Here is a 16,775-nt window from a genome sequence, read left to right on the forward strand (position 1 = left end):
CTCTTATTTCGGTTAAGTGGGCCGATGATCTTTGGTGTAGCTAAGGCAATTAATCGTGAACACAATGCGATTAAAGACTGTGATGCAGTGGTCTTTGACTTGTCAGATGTTCGGCACTTGGGCGTTACCGCGTCTCTGGCCATAGAAAATGCGGTTAAAGAAGCCCTTGATGAAGGCCGTCAGGTCTTTATCGTAGGTGCAACCGGTCAGACTGGGCGGCGGCTTAGAAATCTCAAAGTTTTGAGTTTATTGCCTCCTAATCATATCTTTGAGAGCCGTGAGGAAGCGCTGAAATATGCAGCACATGCCGTCTCGCCAGGGCTTGCTGAGCGCTCAGAGCAGCCCCCCTTAGATTACGGTTCCACTGCCTTGAGTTAGAGCTGCATGGCTGATCTCTAAGATGGTTTTATCGGCAACCTATTAGCTAGTAAGAGCGTTCCAAAGATCGGTTATCCCCTAACTCAGCAACAGGAGTTATCGCATGAGGATCTATCTTCATGCGATAACTCCTGTAATGATTGGGTTCTACGCTGTGGTCGCATCGCAAAAGACAACACACCATGAATACCCTCACTCTTTTTTGGATTGTCCTACCCTTGTTTGTGGGGTTCAGTATTTATCTTCTACCCAAACTGGATCGGATTCTGGCAATCACGGTTGCATTAGTCTCGCTGGGCTACGGACTGTGGCATGTGTTCAATCCGGCACCTGTGAGTTGGCAATTATTAGACAGCTTTGGCGTCAGCTTATTCATAGATGGTCTGAGCGGTTTCTTTATTTTGACCAACGCTGTCGTGACCACAGCCGTCATTCTTTACTGCTGGCATAGTGAAAAAGGCGCTTTCTTCTATACACAAGCCGTCATTTTGCATGGCAGTGTTAACGCGGTGTTTGTCAGCGCAGATTTGATCAGTGTCTATGTGGCCCTAGAAGTTATTAGCATTGCCGCATTTTTGCTGATCGCCTATCCCCGAACTAACCGCTCTATATGGGTTGGGTTGCGCTATCTATTTGTGAGTAATACAGCGATGCTGTTTTACTTGCTCGGAGCGGTGCTGGTCTATCAGGCAACTAATTCGTTTGCCTTTAGCGGATTAGCAAAGGCTCCAACAGAAGCGATCGCACTTATTTTTGTGGGTCTTTTGACCAAAGGCGGCATCTTTGTTTCGGGACTATGGCTACCGCTGACTCATTCCGAGTCGGACACACCGATATCAGCGCTCCTGTCAGGTGTTGTTGTCAAAACGGGGGTCTATCCGCTGGTCCGATTTGCCCTCATGGTGCCTGAAATTGATCCGATCGTTCGCATCTTTGGCGTGGCGACTGCGCTGTTGGGTGTCGGCTATGCTGTCTTTTCTAAAGATGCCAAGCGCATTCTGGCCTTTCATACTGTTTCTCAACTCGGGTTTATCTTGGCGGCACCAGCGGTCGGGGGCTTTTATGCCCTCACCCACGGTCTGGTAAAATCGGCCCTTTTTCTAACCGTAGGCAACTTGTCTAGTCGGGATATAAAAGTGCTGAAACAAAACCCTATGCCTACTAAGATCTGGATAGCGTTGGCCATTGCTAGTTTTTCGATCTCAGGCTTTCCATTGCTGGCAGGGTTTGGTGCTAAAGTACTCACCTCAAAGAATCTAGTGCCCTGGCAGGTGATCGGCATGAACATCGCTGCGTTTGGCACCGCCATATCCTTTGCTAAGTTTATTTTTCTACCCCATACCCCAGGACTGCCGACAGATAAGGTAAAACCAGGCTTTTGGTCAGCTGTGGTACTGCTGCTCAGTGGATTGGTCCTGGCCAATGGAATTTATTACGATGCCTATAGCTTGAAAAACATCGTTAAACCACTCGTTACCATTGCAGCCGGTTGGCTAGCTTATTTCCTAGTTTTTCAAAAGCTGTCGATCAAATTACCTCGTGTGGTAGAGCAGTTCGACCATTTGATTGGTGTCATGAGTCTGGTGTTGACTCTTCTATTTTGGATGGTGCTGGCATGATTGGCAGGTGTCGTCGGTAGTCCTGACTCAGAGCAATGATCAAAACCCCTCTCCCCACGAGTCAGAGGAGGCAGGTGCTTTTTGAGCGGCAGCGGGTTCTGCTTCCCTGGCTTCCATAAATCTGTTGGTCGAAAGGCATTTCACCTGACTAGGCAAGATAATGTCAGACTTGTAAAAACAGGCAAACTGATTATCCACCAGGCCAGAAATCTGACTAAAATCGGCATTGGCGACATCTATGCGCTGTGTCCCGTCGGCAAATATGGTGCCCTGAAAACGACCTCGATAGGGAAACTTCTCACCCCCAAGACAGTAGAAGCGAGTGCCAACCAGGTAGGCATAGTCAAAAATTGTTGCATCAGAGGTGACCGTAGAGCTAAAGTCAGTGCCAGCTAAATTGGCTCCTGTAAAGATGGCCTCTGACAAATTGGCTCCATTAAAACTTGACTTGGCTAAATTGGCCCCTGTAAAGTTACAGCCGCTGAGGTTAGCAGCTGTAAAGTTTGTGCTTTCTAGATTGCAGCCAGTAAAATCAGTGCCGGTTAAGTCAGCTTGCTTAAAGTTAGCCCGACTCAGGTTTGCACCTTTGCCTATGGAGTCTTGCTGATAAGCCGTTACTGGCTGATTAACCGATACAACGATCTGAAATCGATAGCCACGTCCTTCTACTAGAACAAAACGACTGTTGTGAATAACGGTGGGGTGATTATCATCCAGGGCATCAGCATTTAGCCCAGGGTAGTGACCGATAAATATGGATTCGTTAACTCGGGCACCTGATACTAAAACGTCAATATGTTCGCTATCTGGAGCAAACGATGTATCCATGGGATCTCGATCAATATGTCCTCCTAGGACATAGTTTTGATTGAGGGAAGCACTCGCCAAGCTGGAGTCACTGGTTTCTAAAATAATCAGTTTTTTGGGTCCATAGTCTGCCTGGGCCTGCGGATGTACAGCGTTTATGGGGTTGAGCTTTAGAGATTCAGGTTTTTCCATGGGATATTGGTTGCAAGTGCTACAACCACGGGGCGGCTAAAGGAGCAGTCAAGGTCAGATCTACTGAATTAAAGCTGTAGATCTGTACCTTCGGATTTTAGCTAGCCGAATTACGCGATCGCATCCATATTCACAGAACTTACTATCTGGACACGAAGCCCCTGTCCGATCAGCGTCAGTCCTTTTATTTATGCACCCGCTGCAATCAATTGAATGGCCTTAGGCATGGCTGGATCAAAGCCGCTAAAGTCCCAGGAATAAGGATCTTTGGGATCCACTAAGCTCGTTTTGTAGGGAGCCAGGGCCACATAGATGGCCTTTGCCTTAGGATTAATCCGGCGACGATAGTCCGCCAATCGCTGACTCGGGTGAGACTTGCCCGCCCAGCTTTCGCAGTCAGTCCAGAAGCAGAACACATCCACATGGATACGATGGCGGATAGCCCAGTCGTAGGCCGCGGCTGCATCTGTGCCACCAAAGTTTTGGCTGGTGGCTTTGTCCAAAGCTGAACTAAAACTGTCGCGGGCCGTAATCTTAAGATCGCGAAATTCAGTAGCAAACCCGCGAATAATGTAGTTACGCTCAGCTTTGGCGGTTGCCAGGGCCAACGTAGTCGCAATCTCACAGCAGGTCAACCCAACGGAGCTAACGGTGTAATAAGACATGGAGCCCGACACATCCACCGCATGGAGAAATGTTTTGCCCGTAGGCTTGACCACTTCAAAGGAACGCTCAAGGGCGATTTCGAGACTATCTAACACGCGGGGAATGGGCTGCCAGTTTTTTTGACTGCGCCCCAGACTGCCGCCGGACTGGTAGGTCTTTAACGCTTTGAGGATATCAATGGGATGAATGCGAGCTTTACGCAGGAGCTTTTTGCTCTGCAGTCGCGCAGCTAGATGCTTGAGATTCTTGCTTTTATGGGACTTTAGCACCCCGAGATGAGTTAACGAGCCCAGATTACGCAACAGCGCCCCCAAGGGCATCTCCTCAAACAACAACTGCCAGGCATCGCGATCCATTTGACCCACGGGGGCAATCATCTCGTGGGTCAACCGGCCTTGGCGAATGGCGTCTAGCGTTAGGGATGGGTCTCGTTTTACTCTTTCGTACCACCAGATCTGAGACATGGTTTCACTGGGCGGGGTATCAGGTACCGTGTTCCAGCCCTGGGTGGCCCACTGATAAAGGGCCTGGTGGTCAGGGCTGGCTGGCTTGGCATGAAACAGCCGCAGCGCATCGCGATGGCTATAGCCGTGGCGTTGCTGATACTTTAACAACTGGTAGGCCAGGGCCTTGGCATCAGGATTGGTTAGCCAGGACTGGCCACAGGTACGGATCAGTTTGCCAAAACCGCGCAGACTGCGGGTGTAGTTGAGCCATTCATAAAAATGGCTGCCGGTGCGCACCACCTTGAGAAAAATCTCTTGGAACGCCTGCTTGGCGGCGGGAGTTTCTCCCATGGACAACAACACTAGAGCAAACAGGGGGGCGCTGTTGTTGATGGCATGGCCGTCGCTGGCATAGACAATGGCCTCCGCTGTGCGGGCCGGGTCAGCAGCAACAGCCTGGGTCACCACCGTGGCAAATTCTGCGGTGAGTTCATGCTTGTTAGCATAAAAGCTACCCTGGGCTGTACCCAACAACAAACAGCGACGCAGCTGTTGCCACAGGTCAATTTTAAACTGGTACCCGCCGGAACGGCCCTGAACCATGTCTGTTTGACGCCCTGGTATGGGCTGGGTTTGGGAGGTACGGTTGGCGTTGGTAAAAAAGGTATAGTTTGTTTTCATCGCTCGGCCCTCCTGGGCAATTGGGATACTCGTAAACATCGGATAAGGGAGTAGAGCGGGAGTTGCACCCGCATCTGGAGATTCAATGTGACAGGGGGGAATCGAACCCCCGACCTCCCGCGTAGAAGGCGATAACCCTAATTCGTCGACCCTTGCGGATAAGTGGTGAAGAAGGAATTTAGGTGCTCTATCCACTGAGCTACTGTCACTTGGGTGTCGATTTGGCGGTCTGGGCTGTGGCCCGTTCGCCCTTCGACATGTTTAGAATAGGCAAGGCGTTTACCCCTAAGCGAATGCCGTCTGTGGCTGCTCAACGTCTTATATAATCAGCGGTCTACAATTGGGGGGTGCCGGTCAGTTAGGGGGGGACCTCAACTTTGCCAAAAATTAGTTACGGTCCGGTGGCCAAACAGCGCACGTTGAGGGTGCTAATGGCCCTGGTGGACTATGGTAATGATGAGCTGGTGGCGGATGAAGCGGGTCTGGAGCGGTTGCGATCGCACCTTACCCTCCACTGGACCACGGACCGACAGCTAATTGTCCGCACCAAGCTACGCTATCTCGAGGCCCTGGTCTGCCTGGCATCTGGCGATCTATCCAAAGCTCAGATCAAAACGGCGCTACACCATTTAGAAAACCATCTAGAGCTGCTGGAGGATAACCGTGCCAGCCGTCGCGGCTCGGATGTGTGGCACTTTACCCTAACGCTGTGGCACCACCGCCGCGATCGCGCTGCCCTGCTGTCCACCTTTGACCAGGTGTGGGAACAGCGGCGTTGCGATCGCGCCCCCAATCAGCAGAGCGCTATCCCCTGGCAAACCCACTGCCAACAGGCCCTCACCAATCAGATCGGTCTCACCCATAACCTACTCACGCTGTCTGCCCCTAGCAAAACTGACCTGGCCTCCATGCATATGCCCCTAGCAATGGTGGAACGCACGGCAGAAAAAAACACCCAGCAAGCGTCCGATGCGACCACCATCACCACACCGAACCTGCTCAACCATATTCAACACAACAATATTCAAGCCCTGGCAATTGTGGGAGAACCTGGTGCCGGCAAAAGTACCCTATTGCAACAGCTGGCGCAGCAGATTCTACAGCAAACTTCTGACTTGCCAATTCTAGTGCCCTTGGCCTGCTTGGGAGACATGACCCTAGAAGACTATGTGCTCAAAGACTGGCTAAGACTGGCTCTGGGACAGCGCATAGTTGAACCTAAACAACAAAACGACCTGGCCGACCAGATCGAACAGGGGCGGGGTTGGCTATTATTAGATGCACTGGATGAAATGAACCAGGGGGGCAGTTTAGCCATTACCCATCTGGCCCAGCGGCTCCAAGGCTGGCTCAGCAACGGGCGCATTATTGTTACCTGTCGACTGAATCTCTGGGATGCGGGTAAAAACACCTTAGGACATTGGCCCACCTACCACCTGCTGGGCTACGAAGACTATCGCCAACAAATTCAGCCGTTTATTCGTCGCTGGTTTGCCAGTCGGCCTGAGCAGGGAAAAAAACTGTGTCGCCAGCTCTCCCTGCCAGAACACAAACGTCTGCGCAATAATCTCCGCAATCCCCTCCGGCTGGCTCTATTTTGCCGGTTAGGCAACGGCGGCCAGCTACCCACCACCCAGCACCAGCTCTATCAACAGTTTGTCACCGCCCTCTACGATTGGCAACAGGATACGCTGCCCACCACCCTGCTAGAACAGCACCAAATAAACCAGGTGTTATCAAAATTGGCCCTGGCAACGCTCAACGTCTCTACGGTACAGTTTGATCTCTCCTTGGTGACTCAAACACTTTCCACTGAAGACTTTCCCTGGTTTGAACGGGCGATTCAGCTCGGTTGGCTAACGCCCCTAGTTACCCCAACTGGTGAAAAAGTATATGGGTTTCTACACGGTACATTTCGCGATTATTTTGCCGCCCAGGGAGTTGACTGGCAGCATTTTACAACCCCACAGAACAATCAGCTGCCGATGGTGTTACCGGACTGGCAGGCGGTCATTCTCCTCTGGTTGGGCCGCAGTGACATTGCGTCCTCTAAAAAGAACGCGCTGATTCAGGCCCTGATAAGCTTTAAAGACAACTGCGGTCACTTTTTTGAGCACCGCGCCTGGCTGCTAGCGGGCCGCGCCCTGGGAGAATATCCTAATTTTCCCCAAGCCGATAACATTATTCAACAACTGATCGAGTGGCGTTTTAATCTAACCAGAAGCACATCCCCTATTTTGATCGAAGCGGCCAAGGCTGCCCTGGCAGAATCTGACCTCAGCCGAGTTACCCAGGTGCTAACACAGCTGGCCCAGGACCCCAACCAAGATTTCTTTAACCGGTGGATGGCGGCCTACAGCCTGGGGCGCAGCTATGACCGCCAAAGTCGGGCTGCCGTAGAAACTCTCGAAACACTATTGCCCACCGTACGGAGTGACTATCTCAAAATGGATATGGCTCGTCACCTGGGAACATTATCCCCAGGCCATGCCTTAGCCATCAATACCCTGGTGGAGATTATCAACACCAACGAGCAACCGATGGCTAAACGTAAAGCCTCCCGGCGGTTAGCTAAGATTGCCCCTGACCACCCGTTACCCATCACCACGTTAGAGCTGCTGCTGAGCGAGCATCCGCAGAACAAAACAATCCTCAGGGCGCTGGCATCTCTCTGCCCCAATCATCCCACTGTGCTAGATCAGGGAACGGCCCTGACGGCACCCACAAAATCTCACCGACAGGTAAAAAAGCATCAGCCCGATCGGTGTAAACAGCTTAATAGCCTATTGACTCGGCTGACAACCGCAACGAGCGATCGCAACCGTCTACGTCTGGCCCAAAAACTGAGCCAGCTCCAACCAGGGCATCCCCTCGCCATAGAGGTCCTCTGGCATTGCCTTACATCCACCCAGGATAAAACTCAACTCAGGCTAGCCTGTGAAGCACTACAGGTCGCGGCTATTGACAACCAATTACCACAACTCATATCAAAACTACGCCCACGCTATGAACAAGCGATCGTTTCAAAACATAAGGAGCAGCCGTTAGCCTACTTCAAACTCCTCTGGACCTGGGCAGATACCCTAGGCTATTTACCCTTTGCCAAAGCTTGGCAAGGTCTCCACAATAAGCTATGAACCCGTCACTTCAGTAATGAATTACGATTGAGAAACCTACAATGCTAAACGTAGGGATTTTAGACTCTAGCAGAGTCATCGATGGGGAAAGGCGCGTGGGACGATATGACATTGCTCGCAAAATTGAGGGGATGGATCCTGAGCGCGATGCGATCGCAATCTGCCATCTGCTAGCAGGCTATGAGTTTCCCTGGGATATTACCCGTGCTTTAGAAGTTGCCCTACTACGCACCTTTTGTGTGCCCAGCATTGCCAAACTGCTAGACCACACTGGAGAATTTCAGCACCATACCCAAAAGCGCTACGACGATACGGGCATCATTGTCTCAGAGCTGTTTAAGTGGGGCTATGAGCATCCCCGTGGTCAGGGTTTTCTGCAGCGGATGAATGCCATCCACGGTCGTTTTCCCATCACCAACAGCGACTATTTGTATGTGCTTTCCACCTTTATCTATGAGCCCGTACGCTGGTGCGATCGCTTTGGCTGGCGACCTCTGAGTAAGCCAGAAAAGCAAGCCATGTATTACTTTTGGTTTGCCGTAGGGGAGCGCATGGGCATTACCGAGATTCCAGACTCCTATGATCGGTTTGAACACTACAATCAGACCTATGAGCAGGCACACTTTACCTATGCTGCTGCCAATCAACGGGTGGCAGATGCCACTCGCTCCATGCTGTTGGGATGGTTTCCGGTGGGGTTGCGATCGCTCGCCAACACAGCGATTCCTGCGTTGCTCGATGCCCCTCTGCTCAATGCCCTCGGCTGGCAACCGGCTCCAGCTCCCCTCACCCAGTTGCTTAGACAGAGCCTTCAAATGCGTAGCCGACTTCTACGCAAACTTCCCCCCCGCACTCTACCCGATTTCTTTGCCGACCAATCAATTCGCAGCTATCCCCAGGGGTATAACCTGAGTGACATTGGCCCTACATCATTTAAGCAGGCTATCGGGTCTAATAAACAAACCTACAGCGACGCCGCCAAAAAGCAGCCTTAAAAATTTGCGCCAGCTTATTGTCTTCTAAGTGGGTGAGCCTAATCGTTTATAAGATAGAAGATTAGGTGTTTGGCGTCGTCGAACAGGCCCCGAACCCCCAATAATGGGGGCTTTTAAGCCAGTCTCCCCTCAAAAAAGACTGTTTTAACCTACAATTTCACATACGCGAGAAATAGAGAGTATTTTCAGTCTGATTTGCAGTATATGAAAGTATTAGCTGATTTTCTTCTGCTCTAATTTGATTGACAGACTGCATGGCTTCTAAAAATTGAGTTTCCTGCTCCATAACAGCTTGATCACAACCACGCTGTGTCGAACGTAATGGACCAATTGTTATCTCTCCTTCGTCAGCCAATGTAAATGAGCCACCAAAACTATTACATCCACTAAAGCCGCTAATTTGTTGAGCGTCTAAATCTACGGAGATCTCTGCAGGTGGCAAGCTAGTAAGCGCGGTTCCCCCCTGCTCCCAGGCTGTGATTTGCCAAGACGTATTGTTTTCAGCTAATTCAAGAGGAGGTGTAGAGGAAGACGTGTCAGATGATACAGTCATGGACTCAGATGAGCTAGCGTCGGATTCAGCACAGGCAGATAGCATCAGACTCAGGATGAGCAAACAGCTACTGACTGTTAAAGAGATACCTGATTTAACTAGTGCTGATTTAGGTACATGTCTAGATTGCATGATACATCCCCTTAACATATGACATGGGCCAACAAGAATGAACCGTTCAAAGCCCCATACCTAACCTAATCTTAGTGTAGTAAAGGGGCTTTGAACGTATCAGGAATCAGTCGTCAGACGACTAGCGACAGCGGCCTCGACGCTGTAAACGCCAGTCAGAAAGATTTGAATTGTCGCAGGCGTCATAAACTAGTTTGCCAATATTGCCAGCACCACGAGAACCGTACCTGTTGCTGGGAAATTCACGATTCCTACCAAATGAAGAAGCTCCCTGAACCTGAGTCACCCGGTCAGTGTAGCCCCAGCTTGTGACCCCAACGACAATGTCGCGAGCGTTAGCATTGCCATAGCTAGCCCCGGAGGCATTTTGACCCAGGTTAACTAGCCAAGGACCGCCGCTAGAGCCGCCCGTCATTGCAGAACCGAGCCAAGTATTTTCTAGATTATTCCGAGAGACGTAGCTACCATAGGCGTTATTCATCTGCATTTTAAGACCTGAGTCGTGGGCAGCAGGATAACCCAGCTGAGTAATGGCAGCAAATAGATTGTTACCAAATGCGCCAGCAAATGAGGGGGCAGGTCTTGAAAAGCTGTAGTTATCCCAACCATAGCCATAGTAGCCCACTAAATCTCCAGCCTGTCTTCTCGATGAGTTGTTGTTTAAGGCAACTAGAGCAATATCATTATTGCAGACAATACCTCTCGCATTGGGATCACAGGTGTCGGTGCCGTTATAGTAGGCAGCGGGAATCAAATACTGGGTGCTTTCAAAGGATCTATAGGGTTCTGAGCGACTGTCTTTAGCAGGAACAAATTTTACTTTTCTGGCCCAGCCATTGCCCCTTTGCCCATACTCATGGACGCAGTGGGCCGCCGTTAACAACAAGCTACGACCGATTAAGGATGCTGAACAAACAGAATTAAAGGTATTCCCGCCAAAGGCCATGTATAGCTTTCCCGTCCGTCTGTAAGGCATAGCCTGAGCGGGATTAGTCGTACCTCCCACAACACGAGAGGTGCTGTAGGGGACGCCTGAATTACTACCACTTGCATTGGGTGCGATCGCGGTTTCTTCTTGTTCAGAAGACACGGCTGCTCCGGCTGCAGCTGTTGTTTCTGCCGCGCTACTACCAGAAACAATTAGCTGGGGCACGCTAGATAAAATTGGAGTACGCTGCCTTAATTGATTGGCTGGCAGTATATTAAAACTCTGATTTTTATATTGTTGGTTAGCAGATCCAGAAGAAATTGTATCTTCCTGCTTGTTCTGACCACTATTGCCAGAATTTGGTTGATTGCTACTGCCTGATTCACTGGCGGGTTCAGAATCGCTCGTAGAACCAGCGACTCCGTCTAAACACTCCTGTGCACCTGTTTCTGGATTTACCCAAAAGTTGATACATCCGTGGGCATGATTATCCATATTGCTCAGTACAATCGCTGCTGCAGTAATGGGTAGGATAGACAGGGATCGTAAAAAACGCTTGCTGATATTCATTGAAAACATTCTCTAGTGGGCATTTGGGCTTTCTAGGGCAACATAATGCTGAACGGACAGGCACTTATTCACAACCGAGCCATATAATTGTGTGATTTTTATGGGTGAATACAACGTCCCTATGGTAACTAGACGACAACTGCTGAAAACAACTGCACTATTTACTGGAGGTGTACTCATGGGTTGCACTCGTCAGTCTAGGGTTATAGCCCATGGCTGGACAATGCCTGATGAGGCGATGCTCCATCAGCGGACCTGGATGGCCTTTGGGGCTAGTGAACGCATTTGGGGACGACAGCTGCTGCCAGAAGTACGGCGAAATTTAATCACCCTGGCTAAAACAATCGCTCAATATGAGCCTGTTTCTATGCTGGTTAGAGCAGAGGAATATAACTGGGTCCAGGATCGATTGGGGTCTTTAGTGGAGCTGGTGGCCTCCCCGTTAGATGATTTGTGGATACGCGATACCGGGCCGCTGTTTGTGTTGTCTGAGCAGGGCACAAAAGCAGGCATCGACTTCAACTTTAACGGCTGGGGTCAGAAACAAGTTTTTCAACAAGATGCTGCAGTGGCTGAGTTTGTGGCTAAGCAAGCTGCTGTTGAGGTGATTAATACCAGTCTGGTTTTAGAGGGTGGCTGCATTGAGGTGGATGGTCACGGCACTGCCATTATCACTGAAAGCTGTGTACTCAATGACAATCGCAATCCAGGGGTTTCTAAGGCCCAGTTTGAAGAGCGGCTCATGCCTCTCCTCGGTCTAGAAAAGATTATCTGGCTACCTGGCATTAAAGGCTACGACATCACCGATGGTCATACTGATTTTTATGCTCGCTTTGCTAAACCGGGTGTTGTGCTGGCGGGTTATGAACCGAATCCGGAGTACTTTGACCATGAGGTGACTAAACAGCATTTGGAGATTTTAAACACAGCCACCGATGCCCAGGGAGAGTCCTTAGAAGTCATTGTGCTAGAAGCCCCCAGTGCAATCAGAGATATCTATGAAACTGAAGACTTTGCAGCGGGCTATATCGGTTTCTATGTGTGTAATGGTGCCATCATTATGCAAGAGTTTGGCGATGAGCGAGCGGATCAGGCTGCGCAACAGTCATTGCGACAGGCTTTTCCCGATCGGGATATTGTTGCCATTAATATTGACGGGATTGCGGCTGGCGGTGGCAGCATCCACTGTGCCACCCAGCAGGAGCCATTAATCGTGACTGGGTAAGCTTATAGAGGTGTAGGTATAGTTGTAGGCTAAAACTAGTATCTAGTCCCAACTCCGAAACTATGCGCAATTTTACAGCCGTTGGCCTTGGATTCATAGCCCTAATCGCTGGTCTCACCGTTACTTATTTCTCTCGGCAGCAGGCCGTTGCCCAAGCGACAGCTGCCACCGGTCTGGTGGTTAAGTCCAGTCCCTACAGTGTTGAGGAAACGGAGACTCGCTTTAAGAAAATTCTAGAGGCTAAGGGGTTGAATCTATTTGCCACTGTTGACCATGCCCAAAATGCATCGGGTGCTGGTTTGGAGCTGCGGCCCACACGTGTGGTTATTTTTGGTAACCCTAAGGTAGGCACGCCCCTGATGCAGTGTCAGCAGACCATCGCCATTGATCTGCCGCAAAAGGTGCTGATTTGGGAAGATGCGCAGGGTGAGGTACAGCTGGCCTACAATGACCCCCAATATCTAGGTGGTCGCCATCGTCTAGATGGCTGCGGCGCGGAGTCGATTAAAACGATTTCAGGCGCATTAAATAATTTGACTAATGGTGCGATCGCACCCTAACTACCGGCCACACACAGATCATCTTTAACTGTGATCGCTAGCACAGCCCGATGCTTTATTTTCGCATAGGGTGAGTATATAAACAGACCATTCTATTTAGTACCTTCCTATCCCTGACCCTATATCTGAGTAAACAGCCCCCCTATTCGTTAACCTTCTATAGCTAACCCGAAGCCTGCCGTGAACCTAAGTATTTACGGCAGGCTTCTTATTTTGGTGTGATTTTTGGATGCGACGGAAAACTGCCGGGATTACTATCTGGTCAGGACCGCTGGTGCCATGAGCTGGAGCTGTTCCTGACTGACCCAGCGAGTTTGTTGCTCGTTGGCAATCTTGCATAGGTAGTAGTTGCCATCGTCGAGCAGTATTTCGACGGATTGAACGGCCCATTGTTGGTCAATATAGCGAACCGTATCTCCAATGGAGGGCACCCAGCTGGAAGGGCCTACGACCGATTTGCGGGCGAGCAGATAGTCAATGTCTTGCCACAGACGGGTCAGGATTCTTTGGAAGAGTGGTGTAGCGGCGTCAGCAATGGCCGCCAAGATCAGCGTACTGAGAATCATTAGGGGAATTGCGATCGCATACCCCACCTCATCGCCTTGCACCACAAACTCCAGCGTCCGATCCACCACAAAGTTGTGGATCAAGAAAAAGCTGTAGCTATAGGTACCTAACCCCAAGGCCAACCGCCGATTCCAGCCAGCCGCCGTCAGCCGCCGAAACACCACCATACACACCAGCGTGAGCCCTAGGGGCACCAGTAAATCGCACACCAGCCAGCCGAGCTGATAAAACTGACAAATAAAGCCAGCCGCGTAGAGTGATACTCCAACTTGCAATGCCTTTCTCTGGGGCCAAAAAAGCACCCCGCGACCATGCTTATAGGCCTGGGCTGCGACCATGCCAATCACAAATGTACTGAGCTTGGCCAGCAATACATAGAACGGTAGGGGACCGTGAACCGTGTCCAGCATTGTATACGTTGGCTGCCCACCAAAGACATAGGTGGCCAAGGCCCGATACCCCAGGGTGATAACCAGACTCACTGCCACCAGGTGGCGGCCACCCCAGCGATACATCAGCCGATGCAACAACGGAAAACACAGGGTAAAACTCAAGATCAGCGGAATAAACCACCAAGGACCGCTAATGGGCATTAAGAGACTGCCACGGTAGTCAAATAACAACGGAAACGTAGACGCTGCAAACAGATTCCATAGGGTAGGACTATAGCTTTGGGTGGCGGCACCAATCACCCAAAGTATGGGATAGGACAGTAAAGACACGGTCCACAATGGCCACAGCAAACGCGACAGGCGTTTTTGCCAAAAGGTAAGCCAGTCAAAGGAGCGTTGTCTCGTAGCTAGCATTAAACTAAAGCCACTTAACAGAACAAACACATCCACAAACTGAAACCCAAACAGGGTGGGAATACCCAGAAGATGGATCCAGCCTGACAGCGTCATGAGAGAGTTTGCCTCGGGAAGCAGCTGTTGTAGGTTATGGATGAGGCCCGTAGGCTGCGGTGTGTAGCGATACTGAGTAAACAACAGCTGGGCATGGTAGAGCAAGATCATGACAGCCGCAAAAATGCGCAAGCCATCTAACCAAGCTAGACGCTGTACCGCTGCCGAGCGCGTAAAACGACGAGTCATAGTTAAGTATGGGAGTAGATGTTGTTTTCTAAGAGCCTAAAGCCTGGCTGTTTCAGGCACTGCGTAGGCCTTTTCAAAGTTGGCAACAGCAGGTACCACATCCCGTGGTGTCACCACCCAGTCTGTTTTGCCATGGAGATGGTCATAGAGAGCCACCACCGCAATCATGTTCTTAAACAAGCTGTAGAACGGTGTTAACAAGGCATATTGTATGAAATAGTAGGCCGGATAGTGCCGATGGCCTACCTTGGCGGTCACCACTAACTTATAGACACTGCTCAAAAAGGTAACCACTGTTGCCGACAACAAAAATGCATTGTCGGTGAAGCTAATGGTGCCTGTGACTAGCCAGCTACTAAAAACAATCGGCAAAATCTGCACCGACAAAATGGGAAACAGTTCTCGGTAGTAGAGCAAATGTGTCCAGATTAGCTTTTGCCCAAACGTCAGCTGCGATGACTTCCAAAACCGCTTTTGATAGCGCAGGCTGACTTCTAGCCACCCCTGAGACCAGCGTTTGCGCTGGGACCAAAAAGCACTGATCCGATTGGGGGCTAACTCTGTCACTGTAATGCTGCGGTCATGGACAATTCGATAGCCGTGTAGCAGGGTGCGGATCGATGCATCAATATCTTCGGTGAGCATGGTGGGGTTAAACCGGATCTGCTGCAGCACCGATGTGCGCCAGTAGCCATTCGAGCCACCAAACAAAGCGGTATCCACCATCAGTGATTTGGCCGAATGACTCACCCCGTAAATAGATTCAAACTCCACCGCCACCAGGCGTGTTAGCAAATTTTCGCCCCGGTTGCGGATCATATTTCGCCCTTGTACCACATCGTAGCCATTGGCGATCCACCGGCTGGCCCGTTCAAAGCAGTCTGGGGCTGGGTGGTGATCCGCATCTAGAATACAGGTGATATCACCGGTCACAATATTAAGGGCGGCATTAATATTTTCAGCTTTGGAGTGGCTGCCCTCCACCCGGTAGGGGCGAAAGTTTGGATATTTTCTAGCTAACCGCGATAGGGTGGCCTCCATGGGCAAAGCCACAGGCGTGTTATAGGCCAGGATGACTTCGAGACCGGCCTCAGGCTGGTGCACTCGATTGAGCAAATGGTCCACCGTATCGAGGATGATGCTTTGCTCATTGGGCAAATAGGCCGCCACAATAAAGGAGCAGCGGGGTAGGGGCTGACTGGCTTTAGGTAAATCTGCCCCCCGAATGCCCAACCCCTGTTTTAGTCGATGCTTAAAGATATCGGGAGACGACAGGGGAAAACGGGACTGTCCGGCAAATCGACGCCAAACGGCGGCTGTGGATTCGGCCACTAGCATGGCCGCACTGGTGAGATACAGGATAACCAGGGAAACATGCAGCCACTTTAATGACAGGTTGCCCAGCTCTAAACTGTAATAGCAGACAATGGTGGGCAATCCGATTAGGAGCACATTTAGAAAAATCAGCTTGCTGGCAATTTGCCACGGCTGGTGAGACCGCAAATACCCGAGCACTGATACGTCAGCGCCTGTGCGTTGGCGAAGCCTCCCCGGAGGAGAATCGCATCTATTATTCTTTTCTTGCATATAGCACCCCTCTGCAGGTGTCCGATCAATCGTTGAACAATCGTTGAAGCACAAACACGCCGCCTAGTCGCCATGCAAACACATGACTTGCAGCTAGAAAGCCGCTTAATCTCAAGCCCAGAAGCTGTCAAGGTATGTTGCTGATAAATCATCAAATCAACATATTTTGATGTTTTCTGTAACTTGACTGCCAATTCTAACTCAATGTTAAGCACATGTTAAGTTCTGTGTGTACGTACAAACAGCCGTTAAAATCCTTATCCCCTAGTCACCCAACAAACAAAACCGCACTGTCGATGTTGACAATACGGTTTTGTTTGTTGGCAATCAGCAAGTAGGGCTAACTATCCTGTAAATTAGCTGTCTTGTTTCATGCCCTTCGTGTTCTCTTGCGGGCGCATCGATATAGTGAGCTAATAACCCGAGAGATAGCTCTCCAACACATTAAACTGTTCAGGATTGAGACTATAGTACATCCAGCGACCCTGCTGACGCGCGGTAACCAGACCGGCCTGCTTCAACGTTTTAAGATGAAACGACAACTTTGACTGAGCAATACTGAGGCGCTCACACATGTCGCCAACACAAAACTCTCCTTCGCGAAGCAGCTCTAGTACCTGAATGCGGATTGGTTCTGATAG

General features: G+C 50.4%; 13 protein-coding genes and 1 tRNA gene. 6 read left to right on the top strand and 8 right to left on the bottom strand.

From position 1 onward, the window contains the following. Both IQ260_RS13500 and IQ260_RS13505 read left to right on the top strand, forming a co-directional pair. Nucleotides 1–378, top strand: a 378-nt coding sequence (locus tag IQ260_RS13500) for an STAS domain-containing protein (protein WP_193993633.1), incomplete at its 5' end; no start/stop codon positions are given. A 182-nt stretch (nucleotides 379–560) separates the two neighbouring features. Next, nucleotides 561–1,997 (top strand): cation:proton antiporter, encoded by a 1,437-nt coding sequence (locus IQ260_RS13505; RefSeq protein WP_193993634.1) that lies wholly within the window; start codon nucleotides 561–563, stop codon nucleotides 1,995–1,997. A 39-nt stretch (nucleotides 1,998–2,036) separates the two neighbouring features. Here IQ260_RS13505 and IQ260_RS13510 read toward each other — a convergent pair whose 3' ends face one another. The 3 genes from IQ260_RS13510 to IQ260_RS13520 all read right to left on the bottom strand — a co-directional run bounded on the left by IQ260_RS13510 (nucleotide 2,037) and on the right by IQ260_RS13520 (nucleotide 4,998). Beyond that, a complete protein-coding gene (locus IQ260_RS13510; RefSeq protein WP_193993635.1) occupies nucleotides 2,037–2,996 on the bottom strand; it encodes a pentapeptide repeat-containing protein in 960 nt (319 codons plus the stop codon). A 188-nt stretch (nucleotides 2,997–3,184) separates the two neighbouring features. Beyond that, the gene (locus tag IQ260_RS13515; RefSeq protein ID WP_193993645.1) at nucleotides 3,185–4,789 is read right to left on the bottom strand and encodes a TROVE domain-containing protein; all 1,605 of its coding nucleotides are present in this window, start codon (nucleotides 4,787–4,789) and stop codon (nucleotides 3,185–3,187) included. Nucleotides 4,790–4,875: 86 nt separating this feature from the next. After that, a tRNA-OTHER gene (locus IQ260_RS13520) sits at nucleotides 4,876–4,998 on the bottom strand. Between the two features lie 168 nt (nucleotides 4,999–5,166). Here IQ260_RS13520 and IQ260_RS13525 point away from each other — a divergent pair. Both IQ260_RS13525 and IQ260_RS13530 read left to right on the top strand, forming a co-directional pair. After that, nucleotides 5,167–7,926 carry an NACHT domain-containing protein gene (locus IQ260_RS13525; protein WP_193993636.1) on the top strand — a complete coding sequence of 920 codons (2,760 nt, stop codon included), beginning with the start codon at nucleotides 5,167–5,169 and terminating at the stop codon, nucleotides 7,924–7,926. A 95-nt stretch (nucleotides 7,927–8,021) separates the two neighbouring features. After that, nucleotides 8,022–8,921 (top strand): oxygenase MpaB family protein, encoded by a 900-nt coding sequence (locus IQ260_RS13530; RefSeq protein WP_322744955.1) that lies wholly within the window; start codon nucleotides 8,022–8,024, stop codon nucleotides 8,919–8,921. 157 nt (nucleotides 8,922–9,078) lie between these two features. On the opposite strand, the gene IQ260_RS13535 is transcribed toward IQ260_RS13530, so the two are convergent. Further along, the gene (locus IQ260_RS13535; protein ID WP_193993638.1) at nucleotides 9,079–9,474 is read right to left on the bottom strand and encodes an META domain-containing protein; all 396 of its coding nucleotides are present in this window, start codon (nucleotides 9,472–9,474) and stop codon (nucleotides 9,079–9,081) included. A gap of 253 nt (nucleotides 9,475–9,727) precedes the next feature. Then, nucleotides 9,728–11,104 (bottom strand): trypsin-like serine peptidase, encoded by a 1,377-nt coding sequence (locus IQ260_RS13540; protein WP_193993639.1) that lies wholly within the window; start codon nucleotides 11,102–11,104, stop codon nucleotides 9,728–9,730. Between the two features lie 178 nt (nucleotides 11,105–11,282). On the opposite strand from IQ260_RS13540, the gene IQ260_RS13545 reads away from it, so the two are divergent. Both IQ260_RS13545 and IQ260_RS13550 read left to right on the top strand, forming a co-directional pair. Beyond that, nucleotides 11,283–12,329 (top strand): agmatine deiminase family protein, encoded by a 1,047-nt coding sequence (locus tag IQ260_RS13545; RefSeq protein WP_228016006.1) that lies wholly within the window; start codon nucleotides 11,283–11,285, stop codon nucleotides 12,327–12,329. Nucleotides 12,330–12,391: 62 nt separating this feature from the next. Continuing rightward, nucleotides 12,392–12,889 (top strand): DUF302 domain-containing protein, encoded by a 498-nt coding sequence (locus IQ260_RS13550; protein WP_193993641.1) that lies wholly within the window; start codon nucleotides 12,392–12,394, stop codon nucleotides 12,887–12,889. 254 nt (nucleotides 12,890–13,143) lie between these two features. On the opposite strand, the gene IQ260_RS13555 is transcribed toward IQ260_RS13550, so the two are convergent. The 3 genes from IQ260_RS13555 to IQ260_RS13565 all read right to left on the bottom strand — a co-directional run. Continuing rightward, a complete protein-coding gene (locus tag IQ260_RS13555) occupies nucleotides 13,144–14,547 on the bottom strand; it encodes an acyltransferase family protein (RefSeq protein WP_193993642.1) in 1,404 nt (467 codons plus the stop codon). A 36-nt stretch (nucleotides 14,548–14,583) separates the two neighbouring features. Then, the gene (locus IQ260_RS13560; protein ID WP_193993643.1) at nucleotides 14,584–16,134 is read right to left on the bottom strand and encodes a glycosyltransferase; all 1,551 of its coding nucleotides are present in this window, start codon (nucleotides 16,132–16,134) and stop codon (nucleotides 14,584–14,586) included. A 413-nt stretch (nucleotides 16,135–16,547) separates the two neighbouring features. Then, the coding region (locus IQ260_RS13565; RefSeq protein ID WP_193993644.1) for an ArsR/SmtB family transcription factor at nucleotides 16,548–16,775 on the bottom strand (228 nt) is incomplete at its 5' end.

This window comes from Leptolyngbya cf. ectocarpi LEGE 11479 (assembly GCF_015207065.1).
In the GTDB taxonomy this organism is placed as follows: Bacteria; Cyanobacteriota; Cyanobacteriia; order Phormidesmidales; family Phormidesmidaceae; genus Leptothoe; species Leptothoe ectocarpi.